Origin of the sequence: Chryseomicrobium aureum (assembly GCF_016909155.1) — a bacterium.
Taxonomy (GTDB): domain Bacteria; phylum Bacillota; class Bacilli; order Bacillales_A; family Planococcaceae; genus Chryseomicrobium; species Chryseomicrobium aureum.
The window spans coordinates 58,725-79,259 of record NZ_JAFBFG010000011.1; the positions used below are offsets into that span (position 1 = coordinate 58,725).

The following is a 20,535-nucleotide window of genomic DNA, read 5'->3' on the forward strand; positions in this document are numbered from 1 at the left end:
TATTCCAACAAGATGATAAACTAGAGTGGAAAGGACGTGCCTGTATGTTACAAAATGCGTTAAATCAATCGAAGATCTATTTAAAAGAAATTATCGAGCCCGGTGACGTGGTCGTGGATGCAACTGCTGGAAACGGTCACGATACTTTATTCTTAGCAAAGCTTGTAACTCCTAGTGGAAAGGTTGTGGCGTTTGATATACAACAGACGGCTGTCGAGTCAACCAAACAGCGCCTATCGAGTGCGGGAGTGGAACATGCAGAAGTCATCTTAGCAGGTCATGAGCGCATGGAGGAATTTATCTCTCAAGACGTGCGTGCAGTTGTATTTAATTTAGGTTATCTGCCCGGTGCAGATCATACCGTTACTACGGAAAGTTCGAAGACGATTCAAGCGATTGAAGCAGCCCTTCGACTGCTCGTTGTGAAAGGTCGCATTGTCCTTGTCATCTATCACGGTCATCAAACTGGAAAAATCGAACGTTCTGCAGTTCTTGACTTCGTAGCCACATTGCCACAAGAACAGTACCAGGTTCTGCATAGCGCCTTTCTCAATCAACAAAATTCGCCGCCGGAGCTTGTGGTGATTGAGAGAAAGAACTAAAAAAACCAGTATCGACTCTTGAATTGAATCAAGAGTTGATACTGGTTTTATTTATTAAATTTGTTCCTTCGCGGCTGCTTCCTCTACTGCTCGGGCCACAACCATGTGAAGTGCTGGATCTAGCGGAGTTGGAATCAATTCGCCACGGCGCGTGTGGCTTACAATCGCTTCCGCTGCTGCGATAAGCATTGGATACGTGATTTGTTTTGCTTCCGCATCGAGAGCCCCACGGAAAATTCCTGGGAAGCCGACAACATTGTTGACTGAACGTCCATCTGCTGCGAATGCAGCACCTGCTTTGATCGCTGCTGCCGGTTGAATTTCCGGATTAGGGTTAGATAACGCTAAAATGATTTGGCCTTCACGCACCATTTCCGGTTTAATCAAGCCTTCTACACCCGTTGTCGCAATGACGATGTCGCATTCTGCCATTAATGAATCTAATGAGTCGTTTGATTTCCCTCCATATTTGTGAAGACGCTCAATTGCTTCTGGCTGACGATCGATTCCGTAAACCTCTTTCACACCATACGCTAACAACATGCGAACGATGGCGAGTCCTGCTGCGCCGAGACCGATTTGACCCACGACTGCTTTAGTCGGATCAACACCTGTTGCGCGGCAAGCATTTAAAACGGCTGCCAATGTCACGACTGCTGTTCCGTGCTGGTCATCATGCATGACCGGTATCGGTAATTCTGCTTTTAAGCGTTCTTCAATCTCAAAGCAATGAGGAGAACCAATATCTTCAAGTAAGATGGCACCAAAACCTTGGTGAATATGCTTGACTGTCTCTACAACTTTGTCAGGGTCACTTGTGTCTAATAATATCGGTACGCCGCTTAAGCCAACGAACTGATCGAGTAAAACAGATTTCCCTTCCATAACCGGCATGCCAGCGACAGAGCCGATATTTCCTAAGCCAAGAATTGCCGTTCCATCTGTTACAATCGCCACTGATTTCCCAATTGAAGTGAAATACTTTGCTTGCTCAGGGTGCTTTTCAATTTCTAAACAGACACTTGCTACTCCAGGTGTATAGACGCGCTGCAAATCGCCGAGTGAACGCACATCAATGGTGCTCTTCATCGCAATTTTTCCACCTTCATGTGCTTTCAACACATCATCCGTCACTGCATGGATCTCAACGCCATTGCCAATTGACTCGATGTTTTGGATAACCGTTTGTAGATGTACTTCATCCCGACATGTGACGGAAATATCGCGAACAGTTGTCAACGGACCGCTTTTGATCAACTTAATATCGCCAATATCCCCTTCCGCTGCTCCGATGGCTGAAGTGACAAGACCTAAATTTCCAACTTTTGATGGACTTTCTACTATAATATTACGAATGAGTTGCTGCATGATTCCTCTCCTTATAAGGTTTGTCATACGAGTATATCATATACGAGGTCAGACGTCATAGGACATAGCCAAGTCGAAGCACGGCCAAATGAATGAAATCAATCGCACTTTTTGCAACAAATTCACGATCGGTATGCTGATGAATATCATGGCGCACAGAGGTCCATTCCGAGTAATGAAGCGTCGGGAATTTTTGACCCGCCATCCATGTGCGCACAGCTGGCACCGAAATCACTTTGTCCTCTTCTGCCATTTGTAACCAAACAGGCACTGTCCATTCGCGTGAAGATTGTCCGACTGTTTTCATTCGCTCTTGCAATGCTTCATACCATTCCGTAGTGACCGTCGTATGTACGAGTTCGTCTTCCTGATATTCTTGTTGGAGAGCGGCATCCGAAATATAGAGTTCAGCATCGAGTGGGAACTCAAGACGTTGATTGATTGTTAGTTTTGCTAAGCGGTTTGACCATTTCGAAGGGGTTGCTTTTAAGTCGATCCAAGGACTTGTCAGAAGAAGACCTGCAACCGACTCTCTCGGTTTTCGCATATAGTGAAGAATCGTCGTAGCTCCGAATCCGTGCCCCAGTAAAAATATCGGTAAATGAAATTGGCTCGCATACTCTATGGCGCGCTCCAAATACAGTTCATATTCATCAATCGATTCATTATGGAGGCCTTTGTTCTTCGCGGCTTCTCCGTGACTTGGAAGATCACCCATGACAACATGGCAGTCGTTGCTTCGTAAATATTCTATAACCCATGCGTAGCGTCTATGATGTTCCAATACATTATGGACGATAACGACAATGGCTTTCGGTTGGTTTTCGGTTTCCCATATCCACATGGCTACCTTCCCCTTTCTCATTCTGCTACACTTACTTTATAGTATAGCAAGGGTATAGAAAGGAAGTCTGTTATGATCTATCCATTTGGCGAAAAAACTCCAAAAATCCATCCGTCCGTGTTTATTGCGGATTTCACGACCATCACAGGAGATGTAGAAATCGGTGAAGGGTCTTCAGTATTTTTCAACACTATCATTCGCGGCGACGTCAATGCGACACGCATTGGTCGTAAGGTCAACATCCAAGATCTTTGTTGCCTTCACCAAAGTCCTCAGTTCCCACTTGTCATAGAAGACGAAGTAACGGTCGGTCATCAAGTGACACTGCATAGTTGCACTATCCGGAAAGGTGCCTTAATTGGAATGGGTTCCATCATTTTAGATGGTGCGGAAATCGGAGAAGGTGCATTTATTGGAGCCGGTAGTCTCGTCCCTCAAGGAAAAGTGATTCCTGCTGGTATGATGGCATATGGACGGCCAGCGAAGGTTGTGCGAGCTGTCAATGAGGAAGATAAGAAGGACATGGAGCGCATAGTGCGTGAGTATCATGAAAAGGGTCAATACTATAAAGGTTTGCAAGAAAATAAATGATGAGATCGGGAGACTGATGATGATCAGTCTTCTTTTTTATGGATTTTTGAACAGTGGAGGCTAGTTTTTAGGTTGAAAACGGTTTTTGCGGACATTGAAGCTCGGTTTGCGGACATTGAACAGGTCATTTGCGGACATTGAAGCTCGGTTTGCGGACATTGAAACCCATTTTGCGGACATTGCCTGTTTACTCGGACATTGAAACTCGGTTTGCAGACATTGAACAGGCCATTTGCGGACACTGAATTGGGTTTTGCGGACATTGCCTGTTTACTCGGAAATTGAAGCTCGGTTTGCAGACATTGAACATGCCATTTGCGGACACTGAATTGGGTTTTGAGGACACTGAAACCCAGTTCGCGGACATTCCCCCTAAAATCGCTAATAACAAAAAAACTCCCAAGGAAGTAAATTCCTCAGGAGTTTCCTCATTTTATAAACCAGCTTTTGCTTTTAACTCAGCTGCTTTGTCTGTTTTTTCCCATGGTACATCGATGTCTGTACGACCAAAGTGTCCGTAAGCAGCAGTTTGCTTGTAGATCGGACGACGAAGATCAAGCATCTTGATGATTCCCGCTGGGCGTAGGTCAAACAACTCGCGAATCCATGTTACCATGTCTGCTTCTGTTGCTTTTCCTGTACCGAATGTATCCACAGCAATTGAAACTGGCTGTGCTACACCGATTGCATAAGCAAGTTGCACTTCTACTTTATCCGCAAGACCCGCTGCTACGAGATTTTTCGCAACATAACGAGCTGCATATGCTGCAGAGCGGTCAACTTTTGTTGCATCTTTCCCAGAGAATGCACCGCCACCGTGACGTGCATAACCACCGTACGTATCAACGATAATTTTGCGGCCAGTTAAACCAGCATCTCCTTGTGGTCCACCGATTACGAAGCGGCCAGTTGGGTTGATAAAGTATTTCGTGTTTTCGTCAATCCACTCAGCCGGTACGACTGCGTTGATGACGTGTTCTTTCAAATCAGACTGAATTTGCTCTAGCGTAATTTCAGGAGCGTGTTGTGTAGAAATTACGATTGTATCGACACGCACTGGCTTGCCGTTTTCATCGTATTCAACAGTCACTTGTGTTTTACCGTCTGGACGTAAGTACTCAAGTGTTTCGTTTTTACGTACTTCCGATAAGCGGCGTGATAATTTGTGCGCCAAGCTGATTGGAAGTGGCATTAATTCTTCTGTTTCATTACAAGCAAATCCGAACATCAGACCTTGGTCACCCGCTCCGATAGCTTCGATGTCAGCGTCTGTCATAGACCCTTCGCGTGCTTCAAGTGCACGGTCTACTCCAGCCGCGATATCTGCAGACTGCTCATCAATTGCAGTTAAAACAGCAGATGTATCTGCGTCAAAACCGAATTTTGCACGTGTGTAGCCGATTTCTCGAACTGTTTCACGCACCGTTTTTTGAATGTCTACATAAGCAGATGTTGTAATTTCTCCAGCAACTAGAACAAGTCCAGTTGTGACAGTTGTTTCGCACGCTACACGTGCATTCGGGTCTTCAGTTAAGATTGCGTCAAGGATCGCATCTGAGATTTGGTCACAAATCTTATCCGGATGGCCTTCTGTTACTGATTCCGAAGTGAATAATCGACGTTGTGTCATGATATATTTCCTCCTTCTTGATCCTGCGGGATTGCTCCCGTGAATTGAACCGGTACTCATTCCCCATGGCAAGCCTAGAATACTTGAAGCTGTTTTGGATTTGGCGCATGGTTGAAGGCGTTCATAAATAATAAAATCCTTTCACTCACTAATGAGGAAAGGATGATTTCTTTGCACCTTTCACTCTTATCAATCAGGGGAATCCCCTGTCTCAGGTTGGGCACCTTTTCAATAAGTCTTGCATCTTTATCTTATTGAGGTTGCCGGGTTTCATAGGGCCTGACCCCTCCACCAGCTCGGGATAAGAGTATCCGTTCAATTTTTCATCATACGCATTCACCTATCGAAAGTCAACAAAAAACTGTGTGAAAGTCCCCACAAAAAAATCACTAGTCAAGTGACGTATTAGTGTAGACTATTTAGTTTAATGTGTTATACTAATTCACATATTAGCATTCCGTCACTTCGGAAAATCTATTTAAGGATGGTATTTAACCTATGCAATCGATCGATACAAAAAGCGCAATTCAGTCTTTATTATCGGGAGACCAAGTCCACACGCAACTATCTGTAGCGGAACTTGTTGAACAAGCAACTGCTCGTGGTGAAGGTATGCTGACTTCAACTGGTGCACTACGTGCTGAAACTGGAAAGTATACGGGGCGTTCCCCAGAAGATAAATATATGGTAGATGAAGATATTTCACGTGATAAAGTAGATTGGGGTTCAGTCAACCGCCCAATCTCAAAAGAAGTATTCCAAAACTTATATGCAAAAGTTGTCGATTACCTACAAACAAAAGATGCTCTTTTCTTATTTAAAGGGTTCGCTGGTGCAGACGAAGCGTCTCGCCTACCAATCCAAGTAATCAATGAATATGCATGGCACAACTTGTTCGCCCATCAATTATTCATTCGTCCAACCGCTGAAGAGCTTGCTAACCACGAAGCACAATTCACAATCGTGAGTGCTCCAACGTTCAAAGCAGATCCTGCAGTTGATGGTACGAACTCTGAGACCTTCATCATGGTGTCTATTGAAGAGCGCATCGTACTAATCGGTGGTACGGAGTATGCGGGTGAGATGAAAAAATCCATCTTTGGTATTATGAACTACTTGCTTCCGGAGCAAGGGATTCTTCCAATGCACTGTTCTGCAAACGTAGGCGAAGAAGGCGACGTTACATTGTTCTTCGGTCTGTCTGGAACTGGGAAAACAACTTTATCTGCAGACAAAGGCCGTCATTTAATTGGTGACGACGAGCATGGTTGGTCAGATACGGGCGTCTTCAATATGGAAGGCGGATGCTACGCAAAATGTATCAACCTAACAGAAGAAAATGAGCCTGAGATCTATAACGCAATCAAATTCGGTACTGTTCTTGAGAACGTAGTCGTAAATGAAGAAACACGTGAAGCAGATTACGATGACAACTCTTTAACAGAGAATACACGTGCTGCCTATCCAATCGATTACATCGACAACATCATGGTGCCTTCTGTTGCAGGTCATCCAAAAACAATCGTGTTCTTAACGGCGGATGCGTTTGGCGTTTTGCCTCCAATCTCGAAATTAACAAAAGAACAAGCGATGTACCATTTCCTAAGTGGCTTCACATCAAAACTTGCTGGAACTGAGCGCGGGATTACAAGTCCACAACCAGTATTCTCAACATGCTTCGGTTCTCCTTTCCTACCACTTCCAGCTGCTGTATACGCAGAGATGCTTGGAAACAAAATTGACGAACACGGCGCAAACGTCTACCTTGTCAATACAGGTTGGACTGGTGGAGAGTATGGCGTTGGAACGCGTATGAAACTTTCTTACACACGCGCTATGGTTCGCGCTGCAATCGAAGGGAAACTTGAGAACGTAGAAACAGAGCAAGGTTCTGTATTCGGCGTTGCGATTCCTAAAGAAGTTCCTGGCGTACCAAGTGACGTCTTGAACCCACGTAATGCATGGGCAGACAAAGATGCTTATGACAAAAAAGCAAAAGAACTTGCAGATAGCTTCCGCGAGAACTTCAAAAAGTTCTCTGGTGTTTCTGAAGAGATCATCTCTAAAGGTGGACCAATTATTTAATTGGACATACAGAACAAGGCCTACTCAATCCGAGTAGGCCTTGTTTTTTGCACATTTTCTTTAGTTAGTTTCCATAATATGACTTCGGGAGAATAAAAACCGATTTGGGTAGAAGAAATCACGGGTAGTGTAGAAGAAATCTCCAATTCGTCCGATGAACGCTCGCTCAGCGCCCCTGCTCAAGCATCCACTCGAGCGCTTCGCGTAAAATCTGTCGGTTCAGTGGGTCGGGCACAAAGTGATGGTGGTTTTCTAGATACCTCGTAGTCACAGGCTTATTTAAACCTTTCAATTTCTCCTCCAGAATCGTTGCGTGCTCAAACCCAACATTCGTATCTAGTTCCCCGTGAATGATGAGAACGGGTGCATTCATACGCTCTAATTGATGTAGCACGTCACGGTCTTCAAACGCATCTGGAGCCTTTTTAGGGGTCCCGCCGTAGATGCGTTTCATCATCCGGCGCATGTCTACACGTTCTTCATAAGTCAAATAGATGGAAGACACTCCTCCCCAAGTCACGAGCGAGGTCACTTCGGGTCGCATCACCGCTGCCCACAATGCCATGATTCCACCACGACTAAACGCAAACAGATGAATAAGTGTATAGCCGCAAGCCGCTAAATAATCAACAGCTCCGTAAGCGTCTTGACGATCGGCACCCACAAACTCGTCTTTTCCTTCGCCTCCAAACGAACCGCGATAGTGCGGTGCGAATACCGTAAACCCTTGAGCTGCAATTTGTGCAATTCGAGCTCCTCGTACTTTTCCGATTTGATTGATTCCTCCGCGTAAATAGACAATGGCTTCTTGTGCCCCTGCAACTGGTTCAGCTAGCCATCCCTTTACGAGAAATTCATCAGAATAATAGGTTACTTCGTATATGCGGACTTTGCTATTTGGACTAGGAATCCGATGTTTCTTATAAAGTGGGAACTTCTTTTTTAGTTGCGTCAGGATTGCTTTCATCCCATCGTCTTTCATATAAAAACTCAAAAACGGATGTCTTTCAATATCTCGAAGCGTCAACCACTCGCGAGCCGTCGTTTCATGGAGAGCATCAAAGTGATCCACCTTTTTAAAGTCCGCCAAAAACACGGTTTTCACAAATGGTTCATCACTTTGCACTTCGTAAGATGCGAGCCAAGTAAGATTTTGAATCTGAATCGCAGTCTCTTCATAAACTTCTCGAAGGGCTGCATCTTCAAGCGATTCCCCTACTTCCCGTTTCCCACCTGGAAATTCATACCCTCGCGTAGAGTGTTTGGTTAGTAAAAACTTTGGACCTTTGCGAACAATGACGAGCACATGATGAGACTCCCTTTCAAACTGATCGGGTTCAAATGATAACTTAACTTGTGTATTAGTCAAATCTTGAAATAGCAGCATTCTCTCACGCCTTTCTTCCCTTTAAGTATATCAAAGTTGATACGGCACATAAGAAAAAGGAGTTTCTCAAAAATAAGAAACTCCTCATAATTTGTGTTGTTGTGTAGGGGAAGCGTTCCGCGGGCGCGGGCTGAGCCAAGGTCTCAGCTTCCGCTTTTAATCCCGCTGGAGTCACCCCTACACAAAATTAAACATTGAAACAGTTTTTAACAACTACAACTTCTATTCGTTTGTGTCCCCAAGGAATGCGTTGAGCATCCACTGATGTTTTTCGATACTTTGATAGATGGCGTTTAGCAGATCTTCAGTCATATCATCTTCGTCTTTCGCTGCTTCGTCCATTCCTTTTTTCAACGATTTCATAATCGTGTCAAAGTCTTTGACGATGGTCCCAACCATTTGCTCAGTTGATTCTTTCCCTGTTGCTTCCTTAACTACTGAAAGTTCAAGGTGCTCTTTTAGTGTTGCCGTTGGTTTTCCACCTAACGTAAGGAGACGCTCTGCAATCTCATCCATATGCAGTGTCGCTTCGTTGTAGAGTTCTTCAAACTTCGCGTGAAGTGTGAAGAAAGTTGGTCCCTTTACATACCAATGGTAATTATGTAACTTCGTGTACATGACGGACCATGTGGCTACTTGTTTGTTCAGTTCTTTGTTTAAAGCTGCTGACATAAAAACATCTCTCCTTTTAAGTCGGTCTACTACTTATCTTCCCATCTTATGGAGTAAACTAAACATCATGAGGTGAATTGAAATGAAACAAATTTTTATAGCGATTATTCGCTTTTACCAAAAAGCTATCTCTCCCCTGACTCCACCAAGCTGTCGCTTTTACCCGACCTGTTCCCATTACGGTGTAGAAGCTATCCAAAAACATGGCGCACTGAAAGGCGGATTTTTAACAGTACGCCGTATATCAAAATGTCATCCTTTTCATGAAGGCGGATTAGACCCTGTCCCTGACGAATGGCCACCAAAAAAGTAATTGGTGGTTTTTTGTTGCATTTTTTTAATGCAGCTTGTATGATTAGAAAGTCATTTATAAAACGTAATCATTACTATTTGGAGGAAATTATGAAAAAATATGTTTTGCCCCTATTTGCTGCTTCCGCTTTAACACTTGCCGCTTGTTCTTCAGAAACACAACCAGAAACTGAAACACAACCTGCAGAATCAGCAGAACAGCTGGATACACTTTCCATCTATACTACTGTTTATCCACTGGAATACTTCTCAGAAAGAATCGGCGGAGAATTTGTAACAGTAGAATCTGTATATCCACCCGGCGCTGACGAACATACCTTTGAGCCTTCCCAGCAAGACATGATCAAATATGCTGATGCAGATCGTCTATTTGCTATCGGTTTGGGATTAGAAGGATTTATTAGCAGTGCAAAAGATACTCTTGCAAATCAGCAAGTAGAAATTGTTGAACTCGCGGATTCAATTTCGGATGATATGCTTTTAGATGCGACAGACGACGGGCATGATCATTCTGAAGAAGAGGAGCATGGACACGACGAAGAACATGGACACGATGATCACTCAGAAGACGAACACGGCCATGACCACTCTGAAGATGAAGAACATGACCATAATGAGTCAGCAGATTCTCACGAAGGACACGACCACGGTCCACTTGATCCACACGTGTGGATTTCTCCTACACTAAGCATTGAACTAGCAAAAACTGTCCGTGATGAATTGATTGAAGCTTCTCCTGAAAACGAAGAATTCTTCAATGAAAACTTTGCAACACTTGAAGAAGAGTTGATTGCACTAGATGCTTCTTTTGAAGAAATGGTTTCTGAAGCTACCCGCGATACATTTTTTGTATCTCACGCAGCATTTGGATATTGGGTAAAAGACTATGGCCTTAACCAAATCGCAGTCGCTGGTATCAGCACGCAAGACGAGCCTTCGCAAAAAGAGTTGGCTTCTTTAGTCGATCAAGCACGTGAGCAAGAAATTGAGTATATCTTAACAGAACAAAACGTTTCATCAAAGCTGACTGAAATCATTCGCAATGAAGTCGGTGCTGAAACTCTTTCTCTTCATAACTTAGGTGTTTTAACTAAAGAAGACATTGACAACGGTGAAGACTATATTTCATTAATGGAACGAAATATCGAAACACTGCGTACAGCTTTGCAATAAGCTAACTACCAAAATAAAAACCAGCTGCTTCTCTAGATCTTTAAGAGAAGCAGCTGGTTTTTAAATTGTCATTAATTGGTGCCTGTCACCATTTGGAAACCACTTCCATTTGGTGCCTGTCACCCCTTAATAAGATTTTGAAGACGCATCATCGCACTTGTCGAAACTAAAGTAGGGTGTAGTGGAGGGGCTGACTCCAGTGGGATTCCAGTCTGCCGTGAGATCTCGCAGGAGCCTGCGACGAGGAAGCTCACGCAGCGCCCTCGGAAAGCAGCCCCGTAGCGGAACTCAACTTTTCTTGAGCGGCGTTCTCCACATCTACATGAAATCGAGTTACGCCTCCTAGAAATCCCGCAAGAAGCCATCGCGGCCCATGAAGCAAAAAGCGCTTCACAGTCCACGCTGTCATCTCGCACAATTTCTGAACAGTCGGCTCCACATCTAAAGTAACCGGTCCTTCAGTTCACGTCGCACAAGCTTATTGGAAGCATTCCGAGGAAGCGCGTCCACAAAATAATAGTGAACCGGCTGTTTGTAAGAAGCAAGGCTTGTTGACAAGAACGTCTTCAGATCTGGTTCGCAGCCGTCTTTCACTTGCACAAATGCCACAGGTACCTGCCCCCACTTGGCATCGTCCATCGCGACAACACCTGCATCAAGTACATCCGGATGAGCCAGTAATGCCTGTTCTACCTCTGCAGGATAAATGTTTTCTCCACCAGAAACAATCAAATCTGACCGGCGATCCAAAATGTATAAGTAACCCTCTTCATCAATACGACCAATATCCCCAGTTTTGAACCACCCGTCTTCCGTTGTCGACTGCTGAGTAGAAGCCATTCCGATATAACCAGGTGTCACATGAGAACCACGCACCCAAATTTCTCCTTCGTTCTCCCCGTCTATTCGAACGTCAGCAAAAAACAATGGCCTTCCGGCTGACCCAGCTTTTCGAATGGCGTCCTCTGCTCCTAGCGTACATGTCTGACTAGAAGTCTCTGTCATACCATACGTCTGGATAACCGGGAATCCATAGAGCTGGGCTTTCTCAAGATAAGGAACGGGAACAGGTCCTCCCCCTGCAAGTGCAACTCGAAAAGTCGAAGGCAGTGGTTCCTGCTCATTTTCTACGATTTCAAGAAGTTGCTGCAACATCGTTGTCACTACGGAAAGATGCGTGACTCCTCGCGTTTGGATTGCTCTCATCACGCTCTCTGGACGGAATCTATCATGCAACTCGAGAGTCGAGCCGTAAATGAGTGAGCGCATGATCATTGAAAACCCACTGATATGATAAAGCGGCATTACACAGAGCCATTTATCTTCCGGTAAGATCCCTAAATTTAAAGCAGACCCGAGCGCACTCGTCATATGGTTCTCAAGCGTCTGTCTCACTCCCTTAGGGCGACCGGTCGTCCCGGAAGTATACATGATCGAAATGGTTCGGTTCGCAGCCCACATATCTTGCGGGTCCAGAGTCTCAAATCGGTCTCCAAGAATAGTTTCATATAAAAATACATGTTCAAGGAGTGCACGCTCTTTTTGATCAGTGACCGTCCATACCACTTCTGAATCCAGTTGTTGAAAAAGAAACTCCTCCTGCGTCAAACGATCATTGAAAAAAACAATCTCAAACTCTTTCAATAGCGCCGCGAGAATATAGAAGTACATGCTTTCACTATTTTTCGCCCAAAACCCCACTCGGTCGCCGCTCTTTCCAGGAAGTCGCTGTGCGATGCGTTCTACTTCCTTATAAACTTCCGACCACGAATACAAAGTACCATTCATTTCAAAAGCAATTCGATCAGGCGTTAAAGCTACACGTTTACGTAAAAGATTTGGGTACATACTGCCAGTCCTTTCCTAGAAAAAGAAAAGCTGCCCAGTTGGACAGCTTACGAGTAAATCAAGGGAATCGTGGGAATTGACCAAAGTTCGGCTTACGCTTTTCTTTAAATGCATCGCGGCCTTCTTTTGCCTCATCCGTAGTGTAGTACAGTAATGTTGCGTCTCCAGCCATTTGTTGAAGTCCTGCAAGTCCATCTGTGTCAGCGTTCATTGCTGCTTTCAAGAAACGAAGAGCTGTTGGAGACATCTCAAGCATTTCTTCACACCATTTCACTGTCTCATCTTCAAGATCTGCATAAGGAACAACAGTGTTTACTAAGCCCATATCAAGTGCTTGTTGCGCATCATATTGACGGCATAAGTACCAGATTTCACGCGCTTTCTTGTGACCAACGATACGTGCAAGGTAACCAGAACCGTATCCTGCATCAAATGAACCGACACGTGGACCCGTCTGACCGAAACGAGCGTTGTCCGCTGCGATAGATAAGTCACACACAACGTGTAAAACGTGTCCGCCACCAATTGCGTATCCTGCTACCATTGCCACTACTGGCTTTGGAATCACACGGATTAAGCGTTGCAGATCAAGTACATTCAGACGTGGAATTTCGTCGTCTCCTACGTAACCACCATGGCCACGTACAGATTGATCTCCACCAGAACAGAATGCTTTTTCACCCTCACCAGTCAAAATGATGACACCGATATCTTTGTTGTCACGCGCACGTGAAAACGCATCGATTAATTCATGAACAGTTTTTGGGCGGAATGCATTGCGCACTTCCGGACGATTGATTGTAATTTTTGCGATTCCGTTGAAGAACTCATACTTGATATCTTCATATGTACGGAGCGATTGCCATTCTCTTGTCATAGTGTTGCCTCCTTTAAAGTACATCCTCTATTATTGTACCAAACATTTGCGGATTTTCCACTTGAATCGCATGGCCGACATTCGGTACAATGCGTAACGTCGCATTCGGTAAACGCGCACTCATTTTTTTAGCAATCTCCACAAACTTTGTGTCCAGTTCTCCTACAACCATATGGACTGGATGATGATAACTTTCTAACTCGTTCCAGTAGCTCGGCATATTCCCCGTACTAAAATCTTCCAAACTGGTAGCGAGTTGCTCGGCATCATGTTGCAAACGTTCTGAACGCACCATCTGTTGAACATCTACAGGAAGGCGCTTTTGACTTTCAAACAACGGAATGTTCTCCCAGTAAGAAACAAACCAGTCCAATCCATTCTGACGGATTTTTTCAGCAAGATTTTGGTCGGCCTCATGTCGCGCATCTCGATCGTTTTGCAGCTCAATACCTGGCGAACTGCTGACAAGAATCAGCTGCTTCACAGGAAATTTCTGCGCATACCCCATGGCTAGACGCCCTCCCATTGAATAACCGAGCACTGTAGCTTCTTTCAACTTGTGCTGTTGAAGAAAATCCTCCAACCAGTTAATCTGGTGATGCATTTCCAACGTTTCATAGGAATAGGTGATTTCTCCGTGCCCTGGAAGCGTTGGCGCGATTACATGAATATCTTCTGACAACATTTCCACAACGCGCTCAAAAGAACGAGGTGATCCCGTGAAACCGTGCAGAACGACCAGTTTTTTCGTTCCAGTAGGATTCCATTCTTTATACATCCGGAGTCCAACTTTCCTTCACACGTTTCCACAGTTTACGGTGTGCTTTTGTATTCGCTTGACGATTCGTAGTCACTTCAAGGATGCGTAGACCAGTTGATGATTTCGAAACGAGCTCACTCAATTGCTCTTTAGACTCCACAAGTACATACGGAATAGAATACATGTCAGCGAGATGCTTGAATGTCACGCCAGAACCAGTGCCAAACAATTTCTCAAAATACTCCGGTTCAGATGCTTGAGGCAGATAGGAGAAGATGCCTCCTCCATCATTGTTCATCACAATAATCGTCGCTTCCACATGTTGATAGCGACTCAATAAAAGACCATTTGCATCGTGCAAGAACGCAAGATCCCCAATCAACAAATAGAGTGGCTTTTCTAGAGCTTTTTGAGCACCGAGTGCTGTCGAGACCACTCCATCAATTCCATTCGTCCCTCGGTTTGCAAGGATTGAAATCCCTTTAGAATCTGCTGTGTGGAATGTATCTACATCGCGTATCGGCATACTACTACTTGCAAATAAAACAGCATCTTCAGGAAGAGCATCAAAAACTGTGGCAATATAAGCCCCTTCATCTTGCTCGTCCTCACGATAAGCATGCACGAGTTCTCTAGCTACGACGTTGTTCGCCTGCCAGATGGCCAAGCTCTTATGATGAGATGATCGAGCTGTTTGAATACCTACTAAAGCTTCTATACCTCCCACGACCGTTTCTGTCGCAAGTCCAAGTGGGTCTCGAAAGCGCGCTGCCTCGTCTACCACTATAAAGCTTGTTGGCTTCGAAGTTTTTAAGAAGATGCCGAGAAATTTAGAGACTGGCTGTGGACCAATGCGAATAACGACGTCTGGTGAAAGTCTCTCGTAACTCATGTCATTTTTTAATAAAGCATCATAGTTTTCGATAATAAGAGACTTTAATTTCGGGTGCTTTGACGACCGTAAATTCGATAAAGGGTCGCATAAAACCGGCCAGCCAAGATCTGCCAAATAATCCTCAACCATGCTCACTTTTGAAAGAGCAAGTTCTCCAACGATTACAATTCCAGATTTCGCTTGCTCAACTATCGTAGTTAGTTGACTGCGCATCTGCTCAGATAAAACCGATTGTGTCGAATCGAGCATCTTTTCTCGTTTCGCTGGAATCTCCATCTCAAAATCAAGGAGCAACGGTTCGCGGAATGGAATATTTAAATGAACGGGGCCTCTTGGATTCGTGCAAGACTCCAGGACTGCACGTGTTGTTTGACTATATACAAAAGGCGTTGTGCCCTCGAATGAATCCACAACCGGATAATCTATTGCCCATTTAACATGCGTGCCATACATTTTCACCTGATCGATGGTTTGTGGCGCACCGACTTCGCGCAGTTCATGTGGGCGATCTGCCGTTAACACGATTAATGGAATACGCGCATAATACGCCTCGACAATTGCAGGGAAATAGTTAGCAGCTGCTGAACCCGATGTACAAATGAGAGCAACCGGCTTTCCTGAGGCTTTCGCAAGGCCAAGAGCATAAAATGCTGCCGAACGCTCATCTACTTGAATAGATGCCGAAAAATCTTGGTCCGACACAACTCCATAAGCGAGTGGCGTTGAACGTGAACCAGGACTTATAACAACTTCAGAAACGCCATAGTCTTTCAGTCCTGAAAGTATAGCGCGAACGTAAGCCGTGAGATTCTGCTTATAATTCATGACGGTTGCCCCCTAAAACACGAAGCATCGGCCGGAACTTAACATTTGTCTCTTCGAGTTCAGCAAGTGGTTCTGATTCTGAGACAATTCCACCTCCTGCATATAACAGCGCTTTACCACCTCGCAGGAGCGCCGATCGTATACCCACCGCAAATTCTCCATTGTCATTTGCATCTACAAAACCAATTGGAGCCGCATAATACCCACGATCCATCTGTTCAAGCTCTCGAATAAGTTCAACAGCTCGTTTGCGTGGTGTTCCACCTAATGCTGGAGTCGGATGCAAAGCTTTCACAAATGAAAACATATCGGCATCTTTTTTTGCTGTGCCCTGAATAGGTGAAAACAAATGCTGGATGTCACGAATTTTTAAAAGCTTAGGTTGTTGCGGGATTTGCAGATCTGTACAAATCGGTTCAATGACCGTGCGAATCATAGAGACGACGAAGTCATGTTCCTCGCGATTTTTCTCATCTGCGAGTAAAGCATTTCCTAAACGTTGATCTTCCCCCACGTCTTTTCCGCGACGAACAGAACCAGCCACTCCAGCTGAAAAAATCATCCCATGCTCTTTACGAATCAAGCGTTCAGGTGTTGCACCAACAAAAGCAGATGCGCCGTTTTCTAAGACAAAGATATAGCTCTCCGGCTGCTCTTGAAGCGCATAGTAAAGAGCAGAACCTGTTGAAACCGGTTCCTCAAAATCTAATTCAATCGATCGTGAAATTACGACTTTGTCTACTTCTCCACGAGTGATTTCTTTTTTTACCGCGCGCACAGCAGCCAAGTAATCCGGAACGTTCCTCTCCGTCTTTTCGATAACCACAGCCTTTTCGAACAGTGGTCGCTCTTGCACCTGTGCTACATGAAGAAGACGGTCTCTCTCTTTTCGAAGCTCATCAAAACGAGCACTTTGATCGGAGCGCTCTACTAAACTATTGATGGAGAGTTTCGTGGATTCATTTTTTATTTCTAATTGAAATTCTGGAACTACAAAATAGGAAGATGAAAACTTACGCCATTCATCACTTCCTGGATGTTTTGCATCAAATGAAAACCCTCCAAATAATAAAGGCGCTTGGTCTAATTGCTCTTTCACCACTAATTGCTTTATTCGGTTCCATTCCGTTTGAATGACCTCAACTCTATCATCACCCGTTGCTTTTAATACGATTGCATGACCAATCCCAACAATCGTATGGGTTTTCTCTCGATTTTGCCAAAAGAAGCGCTGACCTTGATAATGTCGGTCCCCAGCTTCAAAAAATGCAATAGGAGAAATTCCTTCTGTATCAATCGTCTCTGTATAGAGAAACTCAGTACCTGTTAGAGAGCCTACTTGTTTTGACATTGTTTAAACCTCCGTGACTTTACACTTCACACTATCTTCATTTTACTCTTTTCCGGGTTTGCTCGCACACTTTAGACTCGAAAACTTCCTGAAAAATACTTCATGTCAACTTTCTTTACATCATTTTAAAAATAATGCTTGATTTTTCAAAAAATTAATTTTATGATGTTATATATTCTAACATTGGAGGTGCAAGTATGAAAAAGATAGAGGCAATTGTTCGACCAGATGTCTTCCCACAGATTCGACAAGCATTGGCTTTACACGGAATTGATGGATTTAGCGTGAGTGAGGTAGCTGGGATTGGAAAACAAGAAGGTCGCACAGGTCTGTTCCGAGGCAATAAATATGAGATGGAGTTTCATACAAAATTGAAACTTGAAATGGTTGTCGATGACACGGAAGTAAAGTCATTGACAGAGCTGATCGTAGAACATGCCTCTACTGGCAAAGTTGGAGATGGGAAAATTTTTATTTACCCAGTTGAAGAAGCAATTCGTATTCGCACAAAAGAGACGGGCACCGTTGCGGTCCACTAAGGAGGAAATCTAATGACACCTGAACTTTTACAATCATCTATTAATATGCTGTGGATCATGCTTGGTACAATTCTTGTTTTCTTTATGCATGCTGGATTTGCAATGGTCGAATCTGGTTTTACTCGATCAAAGAACACTGTAAACATACTCATGAAAAACTTTATTACTGTCTCTATTGCTTCTCTTCTCTATTTTGTAGTAGGCTATGCACTCATGTTCGGTGATTCATTCAATGGTTTGATTGGGACGAGTGGATTTGCACTTACAGGAGTCGATGATATTGCATTCTTCGTCTTCCAAGCCGTATTCGCTGCCACTGCAGCAACAATCATTTCAGGGGCTGTTGCTGAACGCATGAAACTATCTGCTTACTTTGTTCTAACCATTGCAATGGTTACCGTTATTTACCCAGTTGTTGGCCACTGGATTTGGTCTGGTGGTTGGCTTGCACAATTAGGTTTTATAGATTTTGCAGGCTCAACAGTTGTCCACTTGACCGGTGCTACTGGAGCTCTTGTTGCAGCGGCAATTTTAGGCCCACGTATTGGTAAATACACAGGGAAAAAAGTAAATGTCATCCCAGGTCATAGTATTCCTCTTGGCGCATTAGGTGTATTCATTCTATGGTTGGGTTGGTTTGGATTCAATGGAGCAAGTACTTTAGCGGCAGATCCTGCTGTAGTCCCTTCAATTATCACAAATACATTACTGGCTGCATCAGCAGGTGTCGTCTCAACTGCACTATACACGAAACTCCGCTACGGTCAAATCGATGCTTCACTTACTCTGAATGGAGCATTAAGTGGACTTGTGGGAATCACTGCAGGAGCAGCTAATGTGAGCCTCCCTTCTGCGATAATAATTGGTTTTATTGCAGGAATTGTAATGACAGAGGGAATTCGACTACTGGATGCAAAACTTCGCGTAGACGATCCAGTCGGTGCAATTACAGTTCACGGAATTATTGGTGTATGGGGAACGCTTGCAGTAGGACTGTTCGATAAAGCATCGGGCCTCTTTACAACCGGAAGTGTTTCTTTACTCGCTGTTCAAGCTGTTGGTATCATTGCGGTAATCGCTTGGGTATCCGTATCAACGGCAGGAGTTGTTTTAGTGACGAAGGCCATTAGCGGAATCCGTGTATCTGAGGAAGAAGAAGTTACAGGTCTGGATTATGTAGAACATGGCACTAGTGCTTATGAAGTGCGAGAAACTTACGGCGCAGCATTTGATCGTACTGAACCATTCGCACAGCGCTTAACAGAGTTAGGTAAATCTTATTCCTGATTTAATTTACAAAAAGCCAGTAGAGACTCTGATTCTATCAGAGCTTCTACTGGCTTTAAAATGTATCGCTTTATTACAAATAAAAAGCACATCCTTCATTAAAGAAGAATGTGCTTTTTGCGATGACCCCTACGGGATTCGAACCCGTGTTACCGCCGTGAAAGGGCGGTGTCTTAACCGCTTGACCAAGGGGCCAATGCATGATGGCGGAGAAGGAGGGATTTGAACCCTCGCGCCGGTTGCCCGACCTACACCCTTAGCAGGGGCGCCTCTTCAGCCACTTGAGTACTTCCCCATCAATGGCTCCGAAGGCAGGACTCGAACCTGCGACCTGCCGGTTAACAGCCGGATGCTCTACCAACTGAGCTACTTCGGAATAAATGGTGGGCCTAAATGGACTCGAACCATCGACCTCACGCTTATCAGGCGTGCGCTCTAACCAGCTGAGCTATAGGCCCATTTGGAGCGGGTGAAGGGAATCGAACCCTCATCACCAGCTTGGAAGGCTGGGGTTTTACCACTAAACTACACCCGCAAATGGTGGCTCAGGACGGAATCGAACCGCCGACACAAGGATTTTCAGTCCTTTGCTCTACCAACTGAGCTACTGAGCCGATTATGTATTTTTCAAAAAAATGGCGGTCCCGACGGGAATCGAACCCGCGATCTCCTGCGTGACAGGCAGGCATGTTAACCGCTACACCACGGGACCATTGGTTGCGGGGGCAGGATTTGAACCTGCGACCTTCGGGTTATGAGCCCGACGAGCTACCGAGCTGCTCCACCCCGCGACAATATTATTCTGTTTCTAGTGAAAGCTAAGCTTCATTACCCAGAAGCTTTAAAAAATGGAGGAGGTAGAGGGATTCGAACCCCCGCGCGGTTTGACCCGCCTGTCGGTTTTCAAGACCGATCCCTTCAGCCGGACTTGGGTATACCTCCGCTGTGTGATTATACTGGTGGACCTTGCAGGACTCGAACCTGCGACCGGACGGTTATGAGCCGTCTGCTCTAACCAACTGAGCTAAAGGTCCTTAAGATGGCGGCCGAGGGGATCGAACCCCCGACCTCACGGGTATGAACCGTACGCTCTAGCCAGCTGAGCTAGGCCGCCATAATAAGTATAAGAATAATTGGTGGAGCCTAGCGGGATCGAACCGCTGACCTCCTGCGTGCAAGGCAGGCGCTCTCCCAGCTGAGCTAAGGCCCCATAATGGGTATCAGGTTTAAATGGTCGAGAAGACAGGATTCGAACCTGCGACCCCTTGGTCCCAAACCAAGTGCTCTACCAAGCTGAGCTACTTCTCGTATTATGGCGCGCCCGGCAGGAGTCGAACCCACAACCTTCTGATCCGTAGTCAGACGCTCTATCCAATTGAGCTACGGGCGCATAATATAAGTGGTGCCGAGGACCGGAATCGAACCGGTACGGTAGTCACCTACCGCAGGATTTTAAGTCCTGTGCGTCTGCCAGTTCCGCCACCCCGGC

At 44.9% G+C, this 20,535-nt stretch carries 17 protein-coding genes, 15 tRNA genes and 1 riboswitch; of the genes, 7 read left to right on the forward strand and 25 right to left on the reverse strand.

Annotated elements, in window-relative coordinates; translation table 11 throughout:
- The first annotated feature begins 44 nt into the window (after positions 1 to 44).
- The gene (gene mnmM, locus JOD03_RS08975; protein WP_204590511.1) at positions 45 to 602 is read left to right on the forward strand and encodes a tRNA 5-(aminomethyl)-2-thiouridylate-methyltransferase MnmM; all 558 of its coding nucleotides are present in this window, start codon (positions 45 to 47) and stop codon (positions 600 to 602) included.
- Positions 603 to 656: 54 nt separating this feature from the next.
- Here the strand turns inward: mnmM and JOD03_RS08980 are convergent, their stop codons facing one another.
- Complete coding sequence (locus tag JOD03_RS08980) at positions 657 to 1,970, reverse strand: NAD-dependent malic enzyme (protein WP_239584919.1); 1,314 nt, start codon at positions 1,968 to 1,970, stop codon at positions 657 to 659.
- 55 nt (positions 1,971 to 2,025) lie between these two features.
- Complete coding sequence (locus JOD03_RS08985; RefSeq protein WP_204590513.1) at positions 2,026 to 2,814, reverse strand: alpha/beta hydrolase; 789 nt, start codon at positions 2,812 to 2,814, stop codon at positions 2,026 to 2,028.
- Positions 2,815 to 2,886: 72 nt separating this feature from the next.
- On the opposite strand from JOD03_RS08985, the gene JOD03_RS08990 reads away from it, so the two are divergent.
- Complete coding sequence (locus JOD03_RS08990; protein WP_204590514.1) at positions 2,887 to 3,405, forward strand: gamma carbonic anhydrase; 519 nt, start codon at positions 2,887 to 2,889, stop codon at positions 3,403 to 3,405.
- A 433-nt stretch (positions 3,406 to 3,838) separates the two neighbouring features.
- On the opposite strand, the gene metK is transcribed toward JOD03_RS08990, so the two are convergent.
- Positions 3,839 to 5,038, reverse strand: a complete 1,200-nt coding sequence (gene metK, locus JOD03_RS08995) for a methionine adenosyltransferase (protein ID WP_338032458.1) — start codon at positions 5,036 to 5,038, stop codon at positions 3,839 to 3,841.
- A 180-nt stretch (positions 5,039 to 5,218) separates the two neighbouring features.
- Positions 5,219 to 5,343: riboswitch (SAM riboswitch) on the reverse strand.
- A 190-nt stretch (positions 5,344 to 5,533) separates the two neighbouring features.
- Between metK and pckA the strand changes: the two genes are divergently transcribed.
- Complete coding sequence (pckA, locus tag JOD03_RS09000; RefSeq protein ID WP_204590516.1) at positions 5,534 to 7,120, forward strand: phosphoenolpyruvate carboxykinase (ATP); 1,587 nt, start codon at positions 5,534 to 5,536, stop codon at positions 7,118 to 7,120.
- Between the two features lie 166 nt (positions 7,121 to 7,286).
- Here the strand turns inward: pckA and JOD03_RS09005 are convergent, their stop codons facing one another.
- Entirely contained in the window at positions 7,287 to 8,507 is a 1,221-nt protein-coding gene (locus tag JOD03_RS09005; protein ID WP_204590517.1) for a prolyl oligopeptidase family serine peptidase, read from the reverse strand.
- A 222-nt stretch (positions 8,508 to 8,729) separates the two neighbouring features.
- A complete protein-coding gene (locus JOD03_RS09010; protein WP_204590518.1) occupies positions 8,730 to 9,179 on the reverse strand; it encodes a Dps family protein in 450 nt (149 codons plus the stop codon).
- An 82-nt stretch (positions 9,180 to 9,261) separates the two neighbouring features.
- Between JOD03_RS09010 and yidD the strand changes: the two genes are divergently transcribed.
- Together yidD and JOD03_RS09020 are read left to right on the forward strand one after the other, a co-directional pair.
- Positions 9,262 to 9,492: a membrane protein insertion efficiency factor YidD gene (gene yidD, locus JOD03_RS09015; RefSeq protein WP_204590519.1), complete on the forward strand. Its 231-nt coding sequence runs from the start codon at positions 9,262 to 9,264 to the stop codon at positions 9,490 to 9,492.
- An 89-nt stretch (positions 9,493 to 9,581) separates the two neighbouring features.
- The gene (locus tag JOD03_RS09020; protein WP_204590520.1) at positions 9,582 to 10,664 is read left to right on the forward strand and encodes a metal ABC transporter solute-binding protein, Zn/Mn family; all 1,083 of its coding nucleotides are present in this window, start codon (positions 9,582 to 9,584) and stop codon (positions 10,662 to 10,664) included.
- Between the two features lie 441 nt (positions 10,665 to 11,105).
- Here the strand turns inward: JOD03_RS09020 and menE are convergent, their stop codons facing one another.
- The 5 genes from menE to JOD03_RS09045 are packed head-to-tail and all read right to left on the reverse strand — an operon-like array spanning position 11,106 to position 17,220.
- Positions 11,106 to 12,512, reverse strand: coding sequence for an o-succinylbenzoate--CoA ligase (menE, locus tag JOD03_RS09025; protein ID WP_204590521.1), 1,407 nt, complete (start codon positions 12,510 to 12,512; stop codon positions 11,106 to 11,108).
- Positions 12,513 to 12,570: 58 nt separating this feature from the next.
- Entirely contained in the window at positions 12,571 to 13,389 is an 819-nt protein-coding gene (menB, locus tag JOD03_RS09030) for a 1,4-dihydroxy-2-naphthoyl-CoA synthase (protein ID WP_204590522.1), read from the reverse strand.
- A 13-nt stretch (positions 13,390 to 13,402) separates the two neighbouring features.
- Positions 13,403 to 14,167: a 2-succinyl-6-hydroxy-2,4-cyclohexadiene-1-carboxylate synthase gene (menH, locus tag JOD03_RS09035; RefSeq protein WP_204590523.1), complete on the reverse strand. Its 765-nt coding sequence runs from the start codon at positions 14,165 to 14,167 to the stop codon at positions 13,403 to 13,405.
- Positions 14,160 to 15,869 carry a 2-succinyl-5-enolpyruvyl-6-hydroxy-3-cyclohexene-1-carboxylic-acid synthase gene (gene menD, locus JOD03_RS09040; RefSeq protein ID WP_204590524.1) on the reverse strand — a complete coding sequence of 570 codons (1,710 nt, stop codon included), beginning with the start codon at positions 15,867 to 15,869 and terminating at the stop codon, positions 14,160 to 14,162. The genes menH and menD overlap by 8 nt, the downstream gene beginning before the upstream one ends.
- Positions 15,859 to 17,220: an isochorismate synthase gene (locus tag JOD03_RS09045; protein ID WP_204590525.1), complete on the reverse strand. Its 1,362-nt coding sequence runs from the start codon at positions 17,218 to 17,220 to the stop codon at positions 15,859 to 15,861. The genes menD and JOD03_RS09045 overlap by 11 nt, the downstream gene beginning before the upstream one ends.
- Positions 17,221 to 17,417: 197 nt before the next feature.
- Here JOD03_RS09045 and JOD03_RS09050 point away from each other — a divergent pair, with 197 nt between their 5' ends.
- Both JOD03_RS09050 and JOD03_RS09055 read left to right on the forward strand, forming a co-directional pair.
- Complete coding sequence (locus JOD03_RS09050; protein ID WP_204590526.1) at positions 17,418 to 17,759, forward strand: P-II family nitrogen regulator; 342 nt, start codon at positions 17,418 to 17,420, stop codon at positions 17,757 to 17,759.
- A gap of 12 nt (positions 17,760 to 17,771) precedes the next feature.
- The gene (locus JOD03_RS09055; RefSeq protein WP_204590527.1) at positions 17,772 to 19,046 is read left to right on the forward strand and encodes an ammonium transporter; all 1,275 of its coding nucleotides are present in this window, start codon (positions 17,772 to 17,774) and stop codon (positions 19,044 to 19,046) included.
- Positions 19,047 to 19,169: 123 nt separating this feature from the next.
- Here the strand turns inward: JOD03_RS09055 and JOD03_RS09060 are convergent.
- The 15 genes from JOD03_RS09060 to JOD03_RS09130 form a co-directional block, all read right to left on the reverse strand.
- Positions 19,170 to 19,241, reverse strand: a tRNA-Glu gene (locus JOD03_RS09060).
- Positions 19,242 to 19,250: 9 nt separating this feature from the next.
- Positions 19,251 to 19,341, reverse strand: a tRNA-Ser gene (locus JOD03_RS09065).
- A gap of 5 nt (positions 19,342 to 19,346) precedes the next feature.
- Positions 19,347 to 19,422, reverse strand: a tRNA-Asn gene (locus tag JOD03_RS09070).
- Between the two features lie 5 nt (positions 19,423 to 19,427).
- A tRNA-Ile gene (locus JOD03_RS09075) sits at positions 19,428 to 19,504 on the reverse strand.
- Between the two features lie 3 nt (positions 19,505 to 19,507).
- A tRNA-Gly gene (locus JOD03_RS09080) sits at positions 19,508 to 19,581 on the reverse strand.
- A gap of 3 nt (positions 19,582 to 19,584) precedes the next feature.
- Positions 19,585 to 19,660, reverse strand: a tRNA-Phe gene (locus JOD03_RS09085).
- A 22-nt stretch (positions 19,661 to 19,682) separates the two neighbouring features.
- Positions 19,683 to 19,758, reverse strand: a tRNA-Asp gene (locus JOD03_RS09090).
- A gap of 2 nt (positions 19,759 to 19,760) precedes the next feature.
- A tRNA-Met gene (locus JOD03_RS09095) sits at positions 19,761 to 19,837 on the reverse strand.
- A 58-nt stretch (positions 19,838 to 19,895) separates the two neighbouring features.
- Positions 19,896 to 19,988 (reverse strand) — tRNA-Ser (locus JOD03_RS09100).
- 15 nt (positions 19,989 to 20,003) lie between these two features.
- Positions 20,004 to 20,080: transfer RNA gene (locus JOD03_RS09105), tRNA-Ile, on the reverse strand.
- Between the two features lie 6 nt (positions 20,081 to 20,086).
- Positions 20,087 to 20,160: transfer RNA gene (locus JOD03_RS09110), tRNA-Met, on the reverse strand.
- A gap of 20 nt (positions 20,161 to 20,180) precedes the next feature.
- Positions 20,181 to 20,256, reverse strand: a tRNA-Ala gene (locus JOD03_RS09115).
- Positions 20,257 to 20,277: 21 nt separating this feature from the next.
- Positions 20,278 to 20,354, reverse strand: a tRNA-Pro gene (locus JOD03_RS09120).
- A 5-nt stretch (positions 20,355 to 20,359) separates the two neighbouring features.
- A tRNA-Arg gene (locus JOD03_RS09125) sits at positions 20,360 to 20,436 on the reverse strand.
- A gap of 10 nt (positions 20,437 to 20,446) precedes the next feature.
- Positions 20,447 to 20,535 (reverse strand) — tRNA-Leu (locus JOD03_RS09130).